The 18414-nt window shown below is 44.7% G+C and carries 21 protein-coding genes, 1 tRNA gene and 1 pseudogene; 15 read left to right on the plus strand and 8 right to left on the minus strand.

Translation table 11 applies throughout. The features are described from left to right. Positions 1-27: 27 nt before the first annotated feature. The 4 genes from sufC (at position 28) to HU824_RS06650 (ending at position 3819) form a co-directional block, all read left to right on the plus strand. The gene (gene sufC, locus HU824_RS06635) at positions 28-783 is read left to right on the plus strand and encodes a Fe-S cluster assembly ATPase SufC (RefSeq protein ID WP_136010635.1); all 756 of its coding nucleotides are present in this window, start codon (positions 28-30) and stop codon (positions 781-783) included. A 17-nt stretch (positions 784-800) separates the two neighbouring features. Next, positions 801-2144, plus strand: a complete 1344-nt coding sequence (sufD, locus tag HU824_RS06640; RefSeq protein WP_136010636.1) for a Fe-S cluster assembly protein SufD — start codon at positions 801-803, stop codon at positions 2142-2144. Between the two features lie 22 nt (positions 2145-2166). Then, a complete protein-coding gene (locus tag HU824_RS06645; RefSeq protein WP_136011220.1) occupies positions 2167-3429 on the plus strand; it encodes a cysteine desulfurase in 1263 nt (420 codons plus the stop codon). 69 nt (positions 3430-3498) lie between these two features. Then, the gene (locus HU824_RS06650; RefSeq protein ID WP_136011219.1) at positions 3499-3819 is read left to right on the plus strand and encodes a heavy metal-binding domain-containing protein; all 321 of its coding nucleotides are present in this window, start codon (positions 3499-3501) and stop codon (positions 3817-3819) included. A 156-nt stretch (positions 3820-3975) separates the two neighbouring features. Here the strand turns inward: HU824_RS06650 and HU824_RS06655 are convergent, their stop codons facing one another. From HU824_RS06655 to pnp, 3 genes and pseudogenes are all read right to left on the minus strand, one after another. Further along, positions 3976-4176: a hypothetical protein gene (locus HU824_RS06655; RefSeq protein WP_168354368.1), complete on the minus strand. Its 201-nt coding sequence runs from the start codon at positions 4174-4176 to the stop codon at positions 3976-3978. 94 nt (positions 4177-4270) lie between these two features. Beyond that, positions 4271-4877: pseudogene (locus tag HU824_RS06660) on the minus strand (FecR family protein). 198 nt (positions 4878-5075) lie between these two features. After that, on the minus strand, positions 5076-7220 hold the full coding sequence (pnp, locus tag HU824_RS06665) for a polyribonucleotide nucleotidyltransferase (protein WP_117599776.1): 2145 nt from the start codon (positions 7218-7220) through the stop codon (positions 5076-5078). Between the two features lie 207 nt (positions 7221-7427). Here pnp and HU824_RS06670 point away from each other — a divergent pair, with 207 nt between their 5' ends. The 3 genes from HU824_RS06670 to HU824_RS06680 all read left to right on the plus strand — a co-directional run bounded on the left by HU824_RS06670 (position 7428) and on the right by HU824_RS06680 (position 9676). Beyond that, a complete protein-coding gene (locus HU824_RS06670) occupies positions 7428-8579 on the plus strand; it encodes a thioredoxin-like domain-containing protein (RefSeq protein WP_176468431.1) in 1152 nt (383 codons plus the stop codon). Positions 8580-8769: 190 nt separating this feature from the next. Then, the gene (gene greA, locus HU824_RS06675; RefSeq protein WP_005824394.1) at positions 8770-9234 is read left to right on the plus strand and encodes a transcription elongation factor GreA; all 465 of its coding nucleotides are present in this window, start codon (positions 8770-8772) and stop codon (positions 9232-9234) included. A gap of 49 nt (positions 9235-9283) precedes the next feature. Next, entirely contained in the window at positions 9284-9676 is a 393-nt protein-coding gene (locus HU824_RS06680; RefSeq protein WP_117599774.1) for an HIT family protein, read from the plus strand. Between the two features lie 99 nt (positions 9677-9775). On the opposite strand, the gene HU824_RS06685 is transcribed toward HU824_RS06680, so the two are convergent. After that, entirely contained in the window at positions 9776-10861 is a 1086-nt protein-coding gene (locus HU824_RS06685) for a mannose-1-phosphate guanylyltransferase (protein ID WP_136011217.1), read from the minus strand. A gap of 157 nt (positions 10862-11018) precedes the next feature. Here HU824_RS06685 and HU824_RS06690 point away from each other — a divergent pair. From HU824_RS06690 to HU824_RS06725, 8 genes are all read left to right on the plus strand, one after another. Further along, positions 11019-11102, plus strand: a tRNA-Leu gene (locus tag HU824_RS06690). 236 nt (positions 11103-11338) lie between these two features. Further along, positions 11339-12247, plus strand: coding sequence for a hypothetical protein (locus HU824_RS06695; RefSeq protein ID WP_057098943.1), 909 nt, complete (start codon positions 11339-11341; stop codon positions 12245-12247). 124 nt (positions 12248-12371) lie between these two features. Continuing rightward, entirely contained in the window at positions 12372-12659 is a 288-nt protein-coding gene (locus tag HU824_RS06700) for a helix-turn-helix domain-containing protein (RefSeq protein ID WP_005944327.1), read from the plus strand. A gap of 5 nt (positions 12660-12664) precedes the next feature. Beyond that, positions 12665-13738, plus strand: coding sequence for an AAA family ATPase (locus tag HU824_RS06705; protein WP_057098942.1), 1074 nt, complete (start codon positions 12665-12667; stop codon positions 13736-13738). Positions 13739-13901: 163 nt separating this feature from the next. Then, positions 13902-14867: a toprim domain-containing protein gene (locus HU824_RS06710; protein ID WP_057099597.1), complete on the plus strand. Its 966-nt coding sequence runs from the start codon at positions 13902-13904 to the stop codon at positions 14865-14867. Between the two features lie 146 nt (positions 14868-15013). After that, positions 15014-15397: a MobC family plasmid mobilization relaxosome protein gene (locus HU824_RS06715; protein ID WP_004310825.1), complete on the plus strand. Its 384-nt coding sequence runs from the start codon at positions 15014-15016 to the stop codon at positions 15395-15397. Continuing rightward, on the plus strand, positions 15363-16286 hold the full coding sequence (locus HU824_RS06720) for a relaxase/mobilization nuclease domain-containing protein (protein WP_176468432.1): 924 nt from the start codon (positions 15363-15365) through the stop codon (positions 16284-16286). The genes HU824_RS06715 and HU824_RS06720 overlap by 35 nt, the downstream gene beginning before the upstream one ends. A gap of 4 nt (positions 16287-16290) precedes the next feature. Then, positions 16291-17010 (plus strand): hypothetical protein, encoded by a 720-nt coding sequence (locus HU824_RS06725; protein WP_015546396.1) that lies wholly within the window; start codon positions 16291-16293, stop codon positions 17008-17010. 55 nt (positions 17011-17065) lie between these two features. Here the strand turns inward: HU824_RS06725 and HU824_RS06730 are convergent, their stop codons facing one another. The 4 genes from HU824_RS06730 to HU824_RS06745 form a co-directional block, all read right to left on the minus strand. After that, positions 17066-17398, minus strand: coding sequence for a helix-turn-helix domain-containing protein (locus HU824_RS06730; protein WP_024988418.1), 333 nt, complete (start codon positions 17396-17398; stop codon positions 17066-17068). 130 nt (positions 17399-17528) lie between these two features. Beyond that, positions 17529-17948: an RteC domain-containing protein gene (locus tag HU824_RS06735; RefSeq protein ID WP_024988419.1), complete on the minus strand. Its 420-nt coding sequence runs from the start codon at positions 17946-17948 to the stop codon at positions 17529-17531. Continuing rightward, positions 17902-18141 carry a hypothetical protein gene (locus tag HU824_RS06740; RefSeq protein ID WP_024988420.1) on the minus strand — a complete coding sequence of 80 codons (240 nt, stop codon included), beginning with the start codon at positions 18139-18141 and terminating at the stop codon, positions 17902-17904. The genes HU824_RS06735 and HU824_RS06740 overlap by 47 nt, the downstream gene beginning before the upstream one ends. 20 nt (positions 18142-18161) lie before the next feature. Beyond that, positions 18162-18413 carry a 4-fold beta flower protein gene (locus HU824_RS06745; protein ID WP_128824472.1) on the minus strand — a complete coding sequence of 84 codons (252 nt, stop codon included), beginning with the start codon at positions 18411-18413 and terminating at the stop codon, positions 18162-18164. Position 18414 lies beyond the last annotated feature (1 nt).

Raw genomic sequence — 18414 nt, forward strand, 5'->3', positions numbered from 1 at the left:
GTAAATAGTCAAATAGTAAATATAAAGATGTTAAAGATAAAAGACCTACATGCCAGCATCAATGGCAAAGAAATATTGAAAGGCATCAACTTGACCATACATGATGGAGAAGTACATGCACTGATGGGACAGAACGGTGCCGGTAAAAGTACGTTGAGTAATGTGTTGGTAGGCCATCCTGCTTACGAAGTGACGCGCGGCTCCATCACCTTTAATGGCAAGGACCTGCTTGCCATGAGCCCTGAAGACCGTGCGCATGAAGGAATTTTCCTTTCTTTCCAGACTCCGGTAGAGATTCCGGGTGTTTCGATGGTAAACTTCATGCGTGCTGCTGTAAATGAGCAACGCAAGTACCGCCATCTGCCTGCTTTGTCGGCCAGTGAGTTCCTGAAGCTGATGCGCGAGAAGCGTGCCATTGTGGAATTAGACAACAAGCTTGCCAACCGCAGCGTGAACGAAGGTTTCAGCGGCGGTGAAAAGAAGCGTAACGAGATATTCCAGATGGCGATGTTGGAACCGACTTTTGCTATTCTGGACGAAACGGATTCCGGATTGGATGTGGATGCCCTGCGTATTGTGGCCGACGGTTTCAACAAACTCAAGACTGCGGAAACCAGTGCTATGGTCATTACCCACTACCAGCGATTGTTGGACTATATCAAACCCGATACGGTACATGTATTGCTGGGCGGACGTATCGTAAAGACCGGTGGACCGGAACTGGCGAAGGAGATTGAAACACGTGGCTTCGATTGGATAAAGAAAGAAGCAAGTGAATTATAAACTCATAATCTGAAAACATGAGTGTAGAGCAACAATATATAGACCTTTTCTCCCAGACGGAGGCGATGATATGCCGGCATAGCACTGAGGTGCTGAATGCGCCGCGTGCCGCTGCTTTTGCCGACTTCGAGCGCCTAGGCTTTCCCACCCGTAAGGAGGAGAAATACAAATATACGGATATCAGTAAGTTCTTTGAGCCGGATTATGGCTTGAACTTGAACCGATTGGAAATTCCGGTGAATCCATACGAGGTGTTCAAGTGCGATGTTCCTAACATGAGCACTGCCCTTTATTTTGTGGTGAACGATGCTTTCTATGGCAAGGCTTTGCCCAAATCCCATCTGCCTAATGGAGTTATTTTCGGTAGTCTGAAGGAAGTGGCTGAACAGAATCCTGAATTGGTGAAGAAATACTACGGTAAACTGGCTGATACGACAGAGGATGGAGTGACAGCGTTCAACACGGCTTTTGCGCAAGACGGTGTTCTGTTTTATGTTCCTAAGAACGTGGTGGTAGAGAAACCTGTTCAGCTGGTGAATATCCTGCGTGGTGACGTCAATTTTATGGTGAACCGCCGTATGCTGGTTATTTTGGAAGAGGGTGCGCAAGCTCGCTTGCTGGCATGTGACCATGCGATGGATAGTGTGAACTTCCTGGCAACACAGGTGATAGAAATCTTTGCCGGTGAAAATGCTGTTTTTGATTTTTATGAATTGGAGGAGACGCACACCAGTACAGTGCGTATCAGCAATATGTATGTAAAGCAGGAAGCCAACAGTAATGTTTTGCTGAATGGCATGACCCTGCACAATGGCACTACACGCAATACAACCCGTGTGACGCTTGTCGGTGAACATGCGGAGCTGAATCTGTGCGGTATGGCCATTGCAGACAAGAATCAGCATGTGGACAATCATACGACAATCGACCATGCCGTGCCCAACTGTACCAGTAATGAACTTTATAAGTATGTCCTTGACGACCAGGCTGTAGGTGCCTTTGCCGGTCTGGTTTTAGTGCGTCCTGACGCACAGCACACCAGTTCGCAACAGACCAACCGTAATCTTTGTGCCACCCGCGATGCACGTATGTACACCCAGCCTCAGCTGGAGATTTATGCAGATGACGTGAAGTGCAGTCATGGTGCTACGGTGGGGCAGCTCGATGAAAGCGCTCTCTTTTACATGCAGCAGCGTGGTATTCCGGTGCGTGAGGCGCGCCTGCTGCTTATGTTCGCTTTTGTCAACGAAGTCATTGATACAATCCGTTTGGATGCTTTGAAAGACCGTCTGCACTTGTTGGTAGAGAAGCGTTTCCGGGGTGAACTGAACAAATGCCGGGGATGTGCCATCTGCAAGTAATAACTTATAATTTCGATTCATTATGAACAAAGATATAAATAAGAGCAACTCTTCTCCCCTCCCTACGGGGGAGGCGTTGGGAGAGAGGCTTCGAGCCGATTTCCCCATCCTCTCTCGTGAAATATACGGCAAGCCGTTGGTCTACTTTGATAATGGTGCAACTACGCAGAAACCCCGCCAGGTAGTAGATGCCATTACGGACGAGTATTATTCGGTGAATGCCAATGTACATCGCGGGGTGCATTTCCTCTCGCAGCAGGCTACGGAGTTGCATGAGGCATCACGCGAAACGGTGAAACGTTTTATCAATGCCCGCAGCTCAAATGAGATTGTCTTCACCCGTGGTACGACGGAAAGTATCAACCTGCTTGTCTCCAGCTTTGGTGAGGAATTTATGCAGGAGGGTGATGAGGTGATTCTTTCTGTGATGGAACACCATAGTAACATTGTTCCCTGGCAGCTGCTTGCTGCTAAGCGTGGAATTGCCATCAAGGTGATTCCGATGAATGACAAGGGCGAACTCTTGTTGGATGAATACAGGCAGTTGTTCTCCGAGCGTACCAAGATTGTCAGTGTAGCGCATGTCTCCAATGTACTAGGTACGGTCAATCCCGTCAAAGAGATGATTGTTTTTGCCCATGAGCAAGGTGTTCCAGTGCTTGTGGACGGTGCCCAGTCCATCCCCCACATGTCGGTGGATGTGCAGGACTTGGATGCCGATTTCTTCGTTTTCTCAGCTCACAAGGTGTACGGTCCTACGGGAGTAGGCGTGCTTTATGGTAAGGAGGAGTGGCTGGACAGGATACCTCCCTATCAGGGTGGTGGAGAGATGATTCAGCATGTCTCTTTTGAAAAGACCACCTTCAATGAGTTGCCGTTCAAGTTTGAAGCTGGTACGCCGGATTATATCGGTACTACCGGACTTGCCAAAGCTTTGGACTACGTTTCGCTGGTTGGGATGGACAAGATTGCCGCCTATGAACACGAATTGATCCAGTATGCCATGCGACGGCTGAAAGAGATTCCCGGTATGCGTATCTTTGGTGAGGCAGAAGACAAGGGTAGTGTCATATCGTTTCTGGTAGGGGATATTCATCATTTCGATATGGGGACGTTACTTGACCGGCTTGGCATCGCTGTGCGTACGGGACATCATTGTGCCCAACCGTTGATGCAGCGTCTTGGCATTGAAGGAACGGTGCGTGTTTCTTTCGGACTTTACAATACTAAAGAGGAAATAGATATCCTGGTTGCCGGTGTCAATCGTGTCCGGCAAATGTTTTAGGCTGTTTCTGCAACTTTTTGCCTGCTTCGTGCGTCTGATAGTAGTAAATAACTTAAAAAGAATAAGATTATGTTAGTAACAACAACCCCGACCATTGAGGGTGGACGTATCACCCGCTATTATGGTATCGTTTCCGGTGAAACGATTATCGGTGCCAATGTATTCCGCGATTTCTTTGCCAGCATCCGCGACGTGGTGGGTGGGCGAAGCGGCTCTTATGAAGAAGTGCTGCGCGAAGCTAAGGAGACTGCTTTGCGCGAGATGCAGGAAAATGCCCGTGCTATGGGTGCCAATGCCGTGATTGGTGTAGACCTGGATTATGAAACGGTAGGAAGTAGTGGCAGCATGCTGATGGTTACAGCCTGCGGTACGGCAGTAACGGTGGAGTAAGTGCCCTCAATCTTTATGGTCAGCGAATTGAAAGAAGTGATTCCATTGCTGAAAATCGCTTGTGTTGTTATAGTTTATTGCATTGCTTTTTGCACCCCAGCTTGCCGTACATTGACGTTCTGTTTGTTATATACAAATAGGAATTCTGTTTGCAACTCAATTTGCTTGAGAACTTGTTCTACCCTCAGCTGGGCATTTTGAATGCTGACTTTGGCATTCTGAGAGTAGCAGTTCCCGCTGTATACCTGAAATATAATAAGCAAGAGAAGGAATAATGTGATTTTCATGGGTTTGCAATAATTGCTTAAAATCTAATTTTTTTAGATAAAAAGGCCTCATCAACAAAATTTTTCTCATATCTTTGTCACTGTGTTAAGTTAATAAATTGATTAAGGTCGATTTTTGACTGTTTCGGATCGGAAAGTATGGGGGTACTTTCCGATCTTTTTTCTTACTCATATATAACAATTGAATCCTTTTCTTCGTTGATGCGGAACTTGAAAGGATGGTCTTTCGAGATAGTCCGCAGTATATGTTCTATACCATCCTGCTCTCTGAACTTGTCGGTAAAGCTACTGTAGTTCAGCAGTAGGAGACTGGCAGCGGTTATTTTTACGTTATGGTATTTTTCAGTCTACTGAGGATGCCTCTGAATGGAGTGTTTTTAAAACAGTATAGTCTCTCTTTCCAACGTAGATATTCATAAGAAGGACCGTTTTCTTGTTTTTGGCTACTTCAAAGTAGGTCTCTCCGTCTAGTTCCACATTCCGTTCGTTGCGTCCGAAGTTGGTGGTATATTTCATGGCAGACTTGGAGTTCAGTCATACGCGCATTCCATCGGCAAGGATAATCTGTGCCCGTTGTCCGGCAGGTACGGTGATTGTTTGCAATTGTATCTCCTTGTTATATCGAAAATCGGAGGTGATGAAATAACCGATAATGGTGACGGTGGCTATGCGGGCCGTCCAGCGGAGCATCGGCATGATGCGCTTCTGCTTATAAGCAAAGGCCAAAAACTTTTCTTGGTTTTCCTGGAAAAAGCGTGTGAAAAGATTCATAGTTTGTAGGCTTCTTAAACCGGACCTTAATTGAGGCTTTTTATGGAATATAGGGCTTTTCAGAACAAAAAACATGATCTTTTTGGAATACGCAAGTATTGTGCCTTGTTTTTTCGGAACCATTTCTGGCCGTATTGACAAAAAGAAAGCCTGATGGAGTTCCACCAGGCTTTATATGCTTAAAGAATAAGAGATTTCTTATTTCTTTTCCGGTCTTTCTTGTCTTTCCGGTCTTGGAAGCAATACTTTGCGTGACAGCTTGAACTTTCCAGTCTTCGGGTCGATGTCGAGAAGTTTTACGTCTATCTCGTCTCCTTCCTTGATTCCGGCTTCTTCTACAGTTTCCAGACGTTTCCAGTCGATTTCAGAGATGTGGAGCAAACCGTCCTTACCCGGAAGGAATTCAACGAATGCGCCGTAAGGCATAATGGAGCGTACCTTGCCTTTGTAGACTTCGCCTACTTCAGGTACAGCCACAATGCCTTTGATGATACGCATAGCATCATCGATGCTCTTCTTGTTGGTACCGGCGATTTCGATTCTACCGATGTTGTCCACTTCTTCAATTGTGATGGTGGCACCGGTTTCTTCCTGCATACCTTGGATAATCTTTCCACCAGGGCCGATAACAGCACCAATGAATTCTTTGGGGATGGTCATTGTCTCGATACGCGGAGCGTGAGGTTTCAGGTCTTCGCGAGGTTCTGCGATGCATTCGGTGATTTTACCCAGAATGTATTCGCGGCCTTCCTTAGCCTGCAGCAATGCCTTTTCGAGGATTTCGTATGAAAGACCGTCTACTTTGATGTCCATCTGAGTGGCGGTGATACCGTCTTTTGTTCCGGTCACTTTGAAGTCCATGTCGCCCAAGTGGTCCTCATCACCGAGGATGTCGGACAATACGGCATATTTGTCTTCGCCTGCATTCTTAATCAATCCCATGGCGATACCTGATACCGGTTTCTTGATTTTCACACCTGCATCCATCAATGCCAGAGTTCCGGCACATACGGTAGCCATGGAAGAAGAACCGTTTGATTCGAGGATGTCGGATACTACGCGTACTACGTACGGATAGTCTGCGGGAATCTGCCCCTTCAAGGCACGCCATGCTAAGTGGCCATGACCGATTTCACGGCGGCCTACACCGCGTTGTGCCTTAGCTTCGCCTGTAGAGAACGGAGGGAAGTTATAGTGCAGAAGGAAACGTTCTTTTCCGTGTTCCAATACGTCGTCGATAATCTTCTCGTCCAACTTGGTACCTAAAGTCACTGTAGACAAAGACTGTGTCTCGCCACGTGTGAAAATAGCGGAGCCGTGAGGGCCGGGCAGGTAGCTGGTCTCACACCAGATAGGACGGATTTCGGTGGTCTTACGTCCGTCAAGGCGTTTGCCTTCGTCCAGAATGGAACGGCGCATCGCCTCTTTTTCCACATCATGATAGTAACGGTCGATGAGGGCTGCCTTTTCTTCCAATTCTTCTTCGGAGAACTGTGCCTTGAATTCTTCGCGGATGGCATCGAAAGCATCCATGCGTTCGTGCTTGTTCTTGTTTCCGGAAGCGGCGATGGCATAAGCCTTGTCGTAGCAAGCGTCGTGAACGGCTTTACGAAGTTCTTCGTCATTCACTTCGTGGCAATATTCGCGTTTCACGGTAGAGCCTACTTCCTCTGCCAGTTCCATCTGTGCCTTACACTGAATCTTAATGGCTTCGTGTGCGGCCTTCATAGCTTCCAGCAAGTCCTGCTCGGAAACTTCGTCCATTTCGCCTTCCACCATCATGATGTTTTCATAAGTGGCGCCCACCATCAAGTCCATATCGGCTTGCTCCAGTTGCTCAAAGGTAGGGTTGATGACAAATTGTCCGTTGATGCGTGCTACGCGTACTTCGGAAATAGGTCCGTTGAAGGGGATATCTGAAACTGCAAGTGCGGCAGAAGCAGCGAGTCCGGCCAGAGCATCGGGCATATCTACGCCGTCTGCCGAGAAAAGAATGATGTTTACGTATACCTCTGCATGGAAATTATCAGGGAATAAGGGGCGGAGAGCACGGTCAACGAGGCGGCAAGTGAGGATTTCGTAGTCAGAAGCGCGTCCTTCACGTTTTGTGAAACCGCCGGGGAAACGTCCGAATGCGGAGAATTTTTCTTTGTACTCTACTTGTAATGGCATGAAATCTGTTCCGGGAACTGCGTCCTTGGCGGCACAAACAGTAGCTAAAAGCATGGTGTTGCCCATACGAAGCATTACAGAACCGTCTGCCTGTTTTGCCAGCTTTCCCGTTTCGAGCGTGATGGTTCTGCCATCAGGAAGCTCGATCGTCTTAACAATTGGGTTAATCATAAAAAATGTTTTATATCTAATTTTCTTTCAAAATTCGTGCAAAGATACATAATTTATTCATGTAAAATGGTGGGAATGAGATAAAAAGTTTGTATTTAGTTGTTTTTTGCTGTTTTCTATATGTAAGAACGTGGGAAAATGCTTTGACTGAACTTGAAAAGAAGTATATTTGCAGGCACGTTTGCAAAACAAAACTGAAGATACGATATGAAGAAAATCTTTTTTATGGCACTTACTGCAATAGCATTGGGTGCATGTAATTCCGAACCTAAATTCAAAGTAGAGGGTGAAGTGTCTGGTGCCGACGGCAAGATGCTTTATTTGGAAGCCTCGGCATTGGAAGGTATTGTCCCTTTGGATTCTGTAAAACTGAAAGGGGATGGTTCTTTCCACTTCAAGCAGGTACGTCCGGTGTCTCCGGAATTCTACCGTTTGCGGGTAGATGACAAGGTTATTAATTTCTCGGTAGATTCGACGGAAACGGTTTTGGTAAGGGCACCTTATACCGATTTTGCCACTGCCTATACGGTCGAAGGTTCTCCGAACAGCTCGAAGATAAAGGACTTGACCTTGAAGCAGATGAAGCTTCAGGATAATGTGAATGCATTGCTGCAGTCGGTGCAGGCACATAAGATAGGCGCTGATGTTTTTGAGGATAGCCTCGCTTCTTTATTGAAGAATTATAAGGATGAAGTGAAAATCAGCTATATTTTTGCTGCTCCCAATACGGCTACCGCCTATTTCGCCTTGTTTCAGAAGTTGAATAATTATTTGATTTTCGACCCTCTGAACAATAAGGAAGACGTTAAGTGTTTTGCAGCCGTGGCAACCAGCTTGAACAATTATTATCCGGATGCAGACCGTTCCAAGAACCTCTACAACATTGTAATAAAGGGAATGAAGAATACCCGTACTCCGCAACAGAAGGTGGTGGAAATCCCTGAAGAGGCAATTTCCGAAACCGGCATCATCGACATTAACCTACGTGACATGAAGGGCAATACACGTAAGTTGAGCGAATTGAAGGGCAAGGCTGTTATTGTGGACTTCACTGTTTATCAGAGTGCCGTTTCTGCTACACATAATTATATGTTGCGTGACTTGTACGACAAGTATGCTGCCCAGGGATTGGAAATTTATCAGGTTTCTCTGGATGCAGACGAGCACTATTGGAAAACAACTGCCGACAATCTACCTTGGATTTGTGTGCGCGACGGCAATGGAATTTATTCGTCTATAGCGGCTTCTTATAATGTGAAGAATGTGCCTTCTGTGTTCCTGGTCAACAAGAACAATGAGTTGAGTGCCCGTGGAGAGAGTATTAAAGACTTGGAGGCGGCAGTGAAAGCATTGCTGTAACATGTTATAAATAAGAAGTTTTCGTTTAAATATGTTACAAAGCAGCCTTTTATGCTTGACACGCATTGCTTAAAAGGCTATCTTTGCAAAGGAAAATCGGAAAGAGGGTTCCAGCATGCTGACCATGTTGGAATTCTTTTTTGTTTATAGTACCATTAAAAACTAATATAACATTTAAGGAGGAAAAAGTATGGCTTATATGTCAGAAGACGGCTACAAGAAATTAATGGCCGAATTGAAACACCTGGAGACGGTGGAACGTCCCAAAATATCGGCTGCCATTGCCGAAGCGCGTGACAAAGGTGATTTGTCGGAAAATGCAGAGTATGACGCTGCCAAGGAAGCTCAAGGTATGCTTGAGATGAAAATTAACAATTTGAAGCTGACCATTGCCGACGCCAAGATTATTGATGAGTCGAAGTTGAAAACCGATTCTGTACAGATTCTTAATAAAGTAGAGCTTAAGAACGTGAAGAATGGCATGAAGATGGTTTATACCATCGTTTCCGAAAGTGAAGCCAATCTGAAGGAAGGAAAGATTTCCGTGAATACTCCGATTGCACAAGGTCTGCTTGGCAAGAAAGTAGGTGACATCGCAGAAATCAAAGTTCCGCAGGGCATGATTAACCTGGAAGTAGTGAACATATCATTTTAAAGGAAGGCAGGTCCGCATACGGGCTTGCCTTATTTTATAATTTATAGCTATGGCAACAATATTCAGTAGAATTATCGCAGGTGAAATACCTTGCTACAAGGTGGCGGAGGATGACAGATTCTTTGCGTTCCTTGACATCAATCCGTTGGTAAAAGGTCATACATTGGTCATTCCCAAGCAGGAAGTAGATTATATCTTCGATTTGAATGATGAGGATTTGGCGGCGATGCATGTTTTCGCCAAGAGAGTGGCGCTTGCCATTGGCAAGGCCTTCCCGTGTAGAAAGGTAGGAGAAGCGGTATTGGGGCTGGAAGTGCCTCATGCGCACATACATCTGATTCCTATGCAGAACGAAAAAGATATGCTTTTCTCCAATCCCAAACTGAAACTGACGGACGAAGAATTCAAAGCTGTGGCGGAAGCCATCCGTGCAGCGCTTTAACCGGTTTATTTTCCTCCCCTAAATAAACGGAAGCGGGAGTTGGGACTCATCCAACTCCCGCTATTTTTTATCTTCGGCACCTATCCTTTAATTCTTAATTTAAATGTATTTTTCTCCCAATTTTATCTGGGCGTCATTCACATATTTGCGGATGGTATGTTCTTCATCCTTCTTGCAAATCAGTAATACATTGTCCGACTCAGCTATGAGATAACCTTCCAAACCGTCGATAACAGCAAGTTTGTTGTCGGGCAGCACCACGATATTGTCTTTACTGTTATAGATGAGTGATTTGCATTTTAGGGCTACATTGCCTGCTTCATCTTTAGGAGACAAATCATACAAAGACCCCCAGGTTCCTAAATCAGACCAACCGAAATCACCTAATGATACATATACATTGTCAGCCTTTTCCATGATGCCGAAGTCTATGGAGACATTAGGGCAAGCAGGGAAGTTCTCATCAATGAATTGTTTCTCCCGGGCTGTTCCGTACACATCTTTGCCAGGGGCCAGTTTGGAGGCCAGCTCGGGCAGCAGGGCTTCGTTTGCTTTAATGATGGTATTTACGTTCCACATGAACAGGCCGGAGTTCCAATAAAATTCTCCGCTTTCCACGAATACTTTTGCCAGTTCCAACTCGGGCTTTTCGGTGAAGGTTTTTACCTTGTAGAAGTTATCACCGGCGGCTTCGGCTATCTGTATGTAGCCATATCCGGTTTCCGGACGGTTGGGCTTGATGCCGAGTGTCAGCAGGTTGTCCGATACGGAAACGAAATCCAGCCCTTTTTCGATAGCTGCCAGAAATTCACCTTCCTTCAGAATTAAGTGGTCCGAAGGAGCTACCACTATATTGGCGTTCGGATTCAAGGCGTGGATATGATAGGAAGCCCATGCGATGCAGGGGGCTGTATTCCTGCGCGTCGGTTCCAGTAGAATCTGTTCGGGCTTAAGTTCGGGAAGTTGTTCCTTTACAAGGTCGGCATACAAGTCATTTGTTACGATAAGTATATTTTCCATGGGAATTACTTGCTTGAAACGGTCGAAGGTTTGCTGTAGCAAGGAACGTCCCGTACCAAAGAAATCCAGAAACTGTTTTGGAAGTGTTTTGCGGCTGAATGGCCAGAAACGGCTGCCTATTCCTCCACCCATAATTACACAGAAATTATCCTTATTGGTTACCATGCTATTGATTTTAAAAGTTTCTGCTAATGTACTGCATATTTTACAAATAAGGAATGATTCAAGCTGGTTTTATCGTTTTTTTCGACTTTTTTTAGGAAAAGTATTGCAGGTTTAGAAAAAAGCTGTATCTTTGCACCGCATTTGAGAAATCAAACATGCCCAGATGGCGGAATCGGTAGACGCGCTGGTCTCAAACACCAGTGGATTCACTTCCATCCCGGTTCGACCCCGGGTCTGGGTACGAATAAACCCTGATAATCGCTTGATTATCAGGGTTTTCTACTTTCATAGGGCGTACTAAATGTGTACTGAATGACGAATACAAAGAAAAGGTGTACTTTTATAGTTTTTCTCCCTGCGTCTTTATGATTTCTTAACTATTACCTTATCTTTTCTTCCTTATTATTGCCGATGTTTTCGGGAAAAGTGAGATTCTTACCTTATATTTGTAGTAAGAACGTTTAAAGGCACACGATTATGGAAAATCATATAGAAACCAATTTCAGAGAAATACAGAAGATATTAGATAGTTGTATAGCGCATGACTATAAAACTAAAGTAGATGCACTATTTTTAAAACGTGAATATTTGACGCAAGCCCAGCTAAAGGATTATTTGCGGCAAGAAATTTTCCGTGTGACTGAAAATATTGTAGCCATCCAACAAAAATACCGTGTCGTGCGTAACATTGTATTGGACATGGATATTCCCGATTTTTTGTGGGAAAGTGGTTATTTTGAGGACTTGAATTCTGATGAAAGAAAAAAGTATATCGGTTTCCGCTGCTCTGATTTTGATATGGATGCATATTTGCATGAACCGTCCTGTTATGATGGGTGGCTTCCTTATTTGTCCATTATCGTTAATCTTGTCGTGCTTTCCAAATATTTGCGCTATCTGCAAGAACAGGAAAGCAATTACCATACAGATGCGGTTGCCATCCAAGAGCAAGCCTTGCCAAAAGAGAAAGAGGAAAGTGCAGATACTAATCCAACCAAGATTGTGGGCAAAAGCAATCCTTTCAAGTCCACGTTGAAAGCTAATGAAATCAAACTTCTGACCGACTGTGTGAATGAAGCGAATATGTTTACTACTACCGTCAGTGCCAAAATACTTACCGATTTTTTCAACTGCAAACTGAATGGGGTATTGAAAGTTAATAATACCCGTCTGTTAGCCTATCTTATGATGCAACTTAGCTGTTATAATTACATCGTTTATGAATGGCAGTCTGTCATAGCAAACAATAAGCTGATATTGAAGAAGATAAAAGGTGAACCGCTTACACGTACTGACCTGTCGAGTGCGACAGACCAAGCGAAAAACATCTATCCGAAAGGATATGAAATCATAGACAAATACATCAAACAACTGCAAAAAGGTTGAGCATAGATTGAACGCTCAAACAAAGGTCAATTAGACTTCATTTTCAAGCTCTTAACTTTGCCCTCGTTAACAAAAAAACGAGGGTGCGCACCTTCATATTGTTTCACCTAAATTCCTAAACAATATGGAAAAAAATTTAGAGTTAAGAGTTTCCGAACTCGAAAAGATGTTGTTCCTTTCAAAGAACGTGCTTAGCTTCGATGAAGCGAGCAAGTTCTTGAACCTTTCTAAAAGTTACCTGTACAAGCTGACTTCGGGTAACTTGATACCCCATTACAAGCCGCAGGGCAAAATGCTTTATTTTGAGAAAGCGGAGTTGGAAGCATGGTTGCGTCAGAATCCGGTCAAGACGCAGGCGCAGATAGAGCAGGAAGCGCAGAAGTATATCCTTAACCGTCCTCTAAAGAAATAACGGCTATGGAAAATAGAAAAGCGACAGAAGCCGGGCAGGACATCACCATGCAGAAAGAGGATTTCGCAGCCCTTTGGAAAACCATTCATCTAAAGGTGACGGACACTTACGAAGTACCGCCCGAAATACTTTGGGTGAACGGCTCTACCATTGGCACGCTGGGTAATTTCAGCGCATCCACGGGTAAAGCCAAGAGCAAAAAGACATTCAACATTTCCGCTATCGTTGCGGCAGCGTTGAAGAATGACGAGGTACTGAAGTATTCGGCATACCTGCCACCGAACAAACGGAAAATCCTCTATGTAGATACCGAGCAGAGCAAATACCATTGCCACAAGGTCATGGAGCGTATTTTGCGGCTTGCCGGACTGCCTACCGACAAGGACAGGGACGATTTTGTTTTCATCGTGCTAAGGGAGCAGACACCCGACAAGCGGAAACAGATTATCGGTTATATGCTTGAAAATATGCCCGATGTGGGGTTGCTCATCATTGACGGAATCCGTGACTTGATGTATGACATCAACAGCCCCAGCGAATCGACTGACCTAATCAACCTCTTGATGCGCTGGTCAAGCGGATATAACCTGCATATCCATACCGTACTGCATTTGAACAAGGGGGATGACAACACAAGGGGGCATATCGGTACGGAACTGAACAACAAGGCTGAAACCGTCCTGCAAATCACGAAAAGCCAGCAGGACGGCAACATAAGCGAGGTAAAGGCGATGCACATACGTGACCGGGAATTTGACCCGTTCGCATTCCGTATCAATGACAACGCTTTGCCCGAAATCGTGGATGATTATGTATTCCAACAACCTAAGCAGGACAGGAATTTTCCGCTTACGGAACTGACTGAACAGCAACACCGGGAAGCGTTGGAGAACGGTTTCGGCAAGCAGGTGGTACAAGGCTATTCCAATGTCATAGCGGCATTGAAACAGGGTTATGCGAGTATCGGCTACGAGCGTGGACGCAATGTTCTTGTGTCACTTAACAAGTTTCTTGTGAACAAGCGCATGATTGTGAAAGAGGGCAAGGGCTACCGCTATAATCCCGATTTCCATTATTAAAAGTCAGTTTGGTTTAGTCCGGGTGTATATACAAGAGGAATGGACTTACTATTTCCCTGTATCGGAACAGGCAGGTTTAGTATGGTACGGGTATATATATGACGGACTAAACAGGACTGGTGCACTTTTCAACTGTTTTTTAGTCCCCAAAAAAGAAAATGTTGTGAATATCGAAGATGTGAAACAAATACCCATCGCAGACTATCTGCACAGTTTAGGTTATTCACCTGTCAAGCAGCAGGGTAATGGCTTGTGGTATAAATCACCGTTAAGGGAAGAATGCGAAGCGTCCTTTAAGGTGAACACTGACCGCAACCTTTGGTATGACTTTGGCGCAGGCAAGGGCGGTAACATCATCGCACTGGCAAAGGAACTCTATTGCTCCGACAGCCTACCATACCTTTTAAACCGGATAGCGGAACAGACACTGCACGTCCGCCCGGTCAGTTTTTCTTTTCCCCAGCGGAGGACAGAACCGAGTTTCCAACATTTGGAAGTCCGTGACTTGACCCATCCGGCATTGCTCCGTTACTTGCAGGGGCGGGGTATCAATATCGAACTGGCAAAAAGAGAATGTAAGGAACTCCATTTTACAAATAACGGCAGACCGTTCTTTGCTATCGGTTTCCCGAATATGGCAGGAGGTTACGAGGTTCGCAATTCCTTTTTCAAAGGCTGCATCGCCCCGAAAGACATCACCCATATACGGCAGCAGGGAGAGCCGAGAGAGAAATGTTTGGTATTCGAGGGTTTTATGGATTATCTTTCTTTCCTCACGCTCCGGATGAAGAACTGTCCGACCATGCCCGACCTTGACAGACAGGATTATGTCATACTCAACTCTACTGTCAACGTGCCGAAAGCCATTGACGTGCTGTACCCATATGAACGCATCCACTGTATGCTTGACAATGACGAGACGGGGTATAAGGCGACACAGGCTATTGCATTGGAATACTCCTACCATGTGCGTGACTTCTCGGACAATTATAGGGGCTATTCAGACTTGAACGATTACCTGTGCGGCAAGAAGCAGGAACAGAAGAACAGCACCAGCCAAGTACAGGATATAAAGCAGGAAACCGGACAACGTGCCGCCCCAAGACAGAAAAGGGGCAGGGGGATTTAGTCTGGCAGGATTACCAACGGCAGGCGGTTTAATTTGGAGAGCAAGGTTATGTTTCGGTAAACCGAAACTACCTTGCTTTGCTCATCGCAAAGAAAATTTCTCCCGTTGGTCGCAATTTTTAAGACACCATTTAAACGTAAAAACCTATGACGAATATAAAGGATAAGCCGGGGGGACGTCCGGCAAAGAAACGGATAGAGAAGCAGCAACGGGTTGTCAGTACGAAACTGACCGAGTTGCAGTATTACGCCATCAGAAAGAGAGCCGGAGAAGCCGGGTTGCGTGTCAGTGAGTATGTCCGGCAGGCAGTTGTTTCGGCAGAGGTCATACCCCGGCTGAATAGGCAGGATGCGGACACCATCCGCAAGCTGGCAGGGGAAGCCAACAACATCAACCAACTGGCACACCGGGCAAATGCCGGAGGTTTCGCACTAGTGGCGGTGGAACTGGTGAAACTGAAAAACAGGATTGTCGAAATTATAAACCAGTTGTCGGATGATTGGAAAAATAAAAAAGGGAAGCGGGTTTAAGGGCTGCGTGAACTATGTGCTTGGCAAGGAACAGGCGGCTTTGCTCCATGCGGGCGGGGTACTGACAGAAAGCCGGGGAGATATAATTCGCAGCTTCTGTATGCAGACCGGGATGAATCCTGACTTGAAAAAGCCAGTCGGACATATTGCGCTAAGCTATTCGGCAGTGGATGCGCCCAAATTGACAGACGAGAAGATGATACAGCTTGCGCAGGAATATATGCGTGAAATGAAAATCACCGATACGCAGTATATCATCGTGCGCCATCAAGACCGGGAGCATCCACACGTACATATCGTATTCAACCGTATAGACAACAACGGCAAGACCATTTCGGACAGGAACGATATGTACCGTAACGAGCAGGTATGCAAGAAGCTGAAAGCCAAACACGGGCTTTATTTTGCTGGTGGAAAAGAACAAGTAAAGCAACACCGCTTGAAAGAGCCGGACAAATCGAAATACGAGATTTACAACGCTGTAAAGAATGAAATTGGGAAAATCCGAAACTGGCAGCAGTTACAGGAGCGGTTAGCGGAAAAGGGTATTACTATCCAGTTCAAGTACAAGAGACAGGCAAACGAGATACAAGGCGTTTCCTTTTCCAAAGGCGAATACACGTTCAAGGGTTCGGAGATAGACCGTAATTTCAGTTTCTCCAAACTGGATAAATGTTTTGGGGATGTAGGGCAAACGACAGTCGAAAGCAATAAGCAGACGGTTACCGCACCTGTTCAGAAATCAGTATCAGTACCCGACAAAGAGGATAATTCTTTTATAACAGATTTAGGCGGTCTGTTTTCCGGTTTGTCAGCCCCGGCTGATGAAATACCCGATGATTCCTTTTTGAGAAAGAAGAAGAAAAAGAAAAAACAACTTAAACTGTAAATACATGGAGGAAAATTTGATTTTAGAGGGGCTTCTCTCAATGGTTACAGAACTGAAAGAGAAGCAGGAAACACAGGTGACGCCAGCCAGTCGGGAGGAAACTCTCGAAAGACTGAACGCAATCGAACAGGCATTGTCGGAACTGCACAGTAACCCGGCTGTTCCCGAAAAGGATTTGCAGGCTATCCGAAGCCAGCTTGACGAGATAAGGAACAGGATGCAAGGTCAGCAGAAACATATCGAGGACACCAAGAAAATAGTATTGGAAACCTACCGTTGTTTCAAGGTAATGATTGACGCTTTGGGCTCTTGCAAGACGGATAAAGAGGAAGCTGCACCCTTACCGCTCTATCAACGGATTTACAACAAAGTCGCTTCTTGGATTCGTCCGGAATTGTTTCTTTTTTCGGCTGTGCTGGTTATCTGTTCCGCTTCCATATTCTTAAATGTCCGTTTAGCTGAACGTATGCAGCAGTTGCAGGACAACGATATGAAATACCGCTATTTGCTGATGCAAGGACAGGCAGAAGGGGAAACTTTTGATATGCTGGAAAACAAGTTCAAGTGGCAACGGGATAACGGTTTTATCCGAAGTCTGACCGATTCAGTGATGGATTTTGAATACCGCATCCAAAAGCAGGCGGAAGCGTTGGAACGTGCAAGGCTGTTGAACGAGCAAGCCGAACAGCTAAAGAAAGAAGCCGATAAGTTGGGCAAGCCATAAGCAGGGAAAGCCGGAACAAATGATGAAGTACATTCACCGTTCCGGTTTTTTAGATTTACTTCTTTTTCTTCGTGCAGTGTTCTTTCTCGAACTGGCGTAGCGTGGTAATACTGAACCTTTCTTTGATGAACTCCCGTACATCGGAAGCCTTGTAATACACTTTTCCGTTGATAGTGAAGTATGGCAGCGCACCGAGAGCCCGGTAGCGTTGCAGGGTTTTGATACTTACTTTGAACAGCAGGCACAAGTCCTGATTATCCAATAGGTTGTCATCTTCGGGCAGTACCCTGTCTGCATTGCGTAGTACCCGTACATCTTTGCAGAGTTCTTCCAGTTTGGCATACAGCTTCTGCATCCATTCACCAAATTCGTCATTCTCTATATACATAATTGCTTCATGTTTCAGGTTATACATTCTTATTTGTCAATCGATTGATGAAGCAAAGTTCTAAAAATGGATGCAAAGAAATTATAGGGGAACTAATGGAATCCCCTATAAATAAACCATAAGTTGCTGATTATCTATATCCTTTCTTGTCATGTTCCTTTTTGATTAGGTCTGCCAGTCCATTAAGAAATTCGGTCAGTTTGCCCGGCTTCCGTTTTATCACGTCCTCATGTTTTTGGTAATAGTCGCCTATCTTGATATTGAACAACCATTCAAAGCCTTTAGATAAATCCACCAAATAGGCAGGCTTTCCGTTCTTATATACGATGTCTTTGGAGAGGAACAGACCGCTTACCATTTCCATGATGTTGATAAGAGTTGTTTTGTCTGCAAGAAAAAGAGGAGAAATGATTTGTTTATTAATACATTGCTGTAGTTGGTTCGGGTACTTGATGCGCCATTCAATAAGGCGTATTTCAGTGTTTAAAAGCCCTATCGCTTCATCAATTAGATGCAGATAGGGCATTTTTTTCTTGCTCAAACCGTACACGATACGATTTAAGACGGTGTAAACCAAAGGAAAAATAACGCAGTAAAACGTTGTAATCCTGCTCGTTCATACTGGAATCTGCTAAATGGATAGCCAATTCTTCAATGGCTTCTGTTAACTCTAATTCAGAAACTTCATACTGCGAGTATTCCGATAATAAACGGAAAAATCTCTGTTGTAATACACTTTCCATGTAGTGTTGAAATTATATTATTAATCATCTTTGTTTTTCATTTTTACATATCCATTTGCATAATTTCCTACAATATTGTGATTATCATCATAAATATACCCATTGGAATAATATCCTTTAAGTATTCTCTTTGAACTATAAATATACCCGTTAGTATAATTACCAATCGTTTCACCTTGCTTGTCAAATATATATCCATTTCGATAGGTAATCAATGATGTTTTGCATGAACCAAAACATAAAACACTCAGAATTAGTAACAATGTTCTCATA

It is taken from the genome of Bacteroides sp. L10-4, from assembly GCF_013373675.1.
Classification (GTDB): Bacteria; Bacteroidota; Bacteroidia; order Bacteroidales; family Bacteroidaceae; genus Bacteroides; species Bacteroides muris.

Excerpts from the sequence above, each read along its gene's own strand:
- sufD (WP_136010636.1), top strand. The coding sequence starts at position 801 with ATGAGTGTAGAGCAACAATATATAGACCTTTTCTCCCAGACGGAGGCG.
- HU824_RS06730 (WP_024988418.1), bottom strand. The coding sequence starts at position 17,398 with ATGTATATAGAGAATGACGAATTTGGTGAATGGATGCAGAAGCTGTAT.
- HU824_RS06720 (WP_176468432.1), top strand. The coding sequence starts at position 15,363 with ATGATTGGAAAAATAAAAAAGGGAAGCGGGTTTAAGGGCTGCGTGAAC.
- HU824_RS06695 (WP_057098943.1), top strand. The coding sequence starts at position 11,339 with ATGGAAAATCATATAGAAACCAATTTCAGAGAAATACAGAAGATATTA.
- HU824_RS06685 (WP_136011217.1), bottom strand. The coding sequence starts at position 10,861 with ATGGTAACCAATAAGGATAATTTCTGTGTAATTATGGGTGGAGGAATA.
- HU824_RS06680 (WP_117599774.1), top strand. The coding sequence starts at position 9,284 with ATGGCAACAATATTCAGTAGAATTATCGCAGGTGAAATACCTTGCTAC.
- greA (WP_005824394.1), top strand. The coding sequence starts at position 8,770 with ATGGCTTATATGTCAGAAGACGGCTACAAGAAATTAATGGCCGAATTG.
- HU824_RS06705 (WP_057098942.1), top strand. The coding sequence starts at position 12,665 with ATGGAAAATAGAAAAGCGACAGAAGCCGGGCAGGACATCACCATGCAG.
- HU824_RS06645 (WP_136011220.1), top strand. The coding sequence starts at position 2,167 with ATGAACAAAGATATAAATAAGAGCAACTCTTCTCCCCTCCCTACGGGG.
- HU824_RS06715 (WP_004310825.1), top strand. The coding sequence starts at position 15,014 with ATGACGAATATAAAGGATAAGCCGGGGGGACGTCCGGCAAAGAAACGG.
- HU824_RS06745 (WP_128824472.1), bottom strand. The coding sequence starts at position 18,413 with ATGAGAACATTGTTACTAATTCTGAGTGTTTTATGTTTTGGTTCATGC.
- HU824_RS06650 (WP_136011219.1), top strand. The coding sequence starts at position 3,499 with ATGTTAGTAACAACAACCCCGACCATTGAGGGTGGACGTATCACCCGC.
- HU824_RS06700 (WP_005944327.1), top strand. The coding sequence starts at position 12,372 with ATGGAAAAAAATTTAGAGTTAAGAGTTTCCGAACTCGAAAAGATGTTG.
- pnp (WP_117599776.1), bottom strand. The coding sequence starts at position 7,220 with ATGATTAACCCAATTGTTAAGACGATCGAGCTTCCTGATGGCAGAACC.
- sufC (WP_136010635.1), top strand. The coding sequence starts at position 28 with ATGTTAAAGATAAAAGACCTACATGCCAGCATCAATGGCAAAGAAATA.
- HU824_RS06670 (WP_176468431.1), top strand. The coding sequence starts at position 7,428 with ATGAAGAAAATCTTTTTTATGGCACTTACTGCAATAGCATTGGGTGCA.
- HU824_RS06725 (WP_015546396.1), top strand. The coding sequence starts at position 16,291 with ATGGAGGAAAATTTGATTTTAGAGGGGCTTCTCTCAATGGTTACAGAA.
- HU824_RS06740 (WP_024988420.1), bottom strand. The coding sequence starts at position 18,141 with ATGGAAAGTGTATTACAACAGAGATTTTTCCGTTTATTATCGGAATAC.
- HU824_RS06655 (WP_168354368.1), bottom strand. The coding sequence starts at position 4,176 with ATGAGAAAAATTTTGTTGATGAGGCCTTTTTATCTAAAAAAATTAGAT.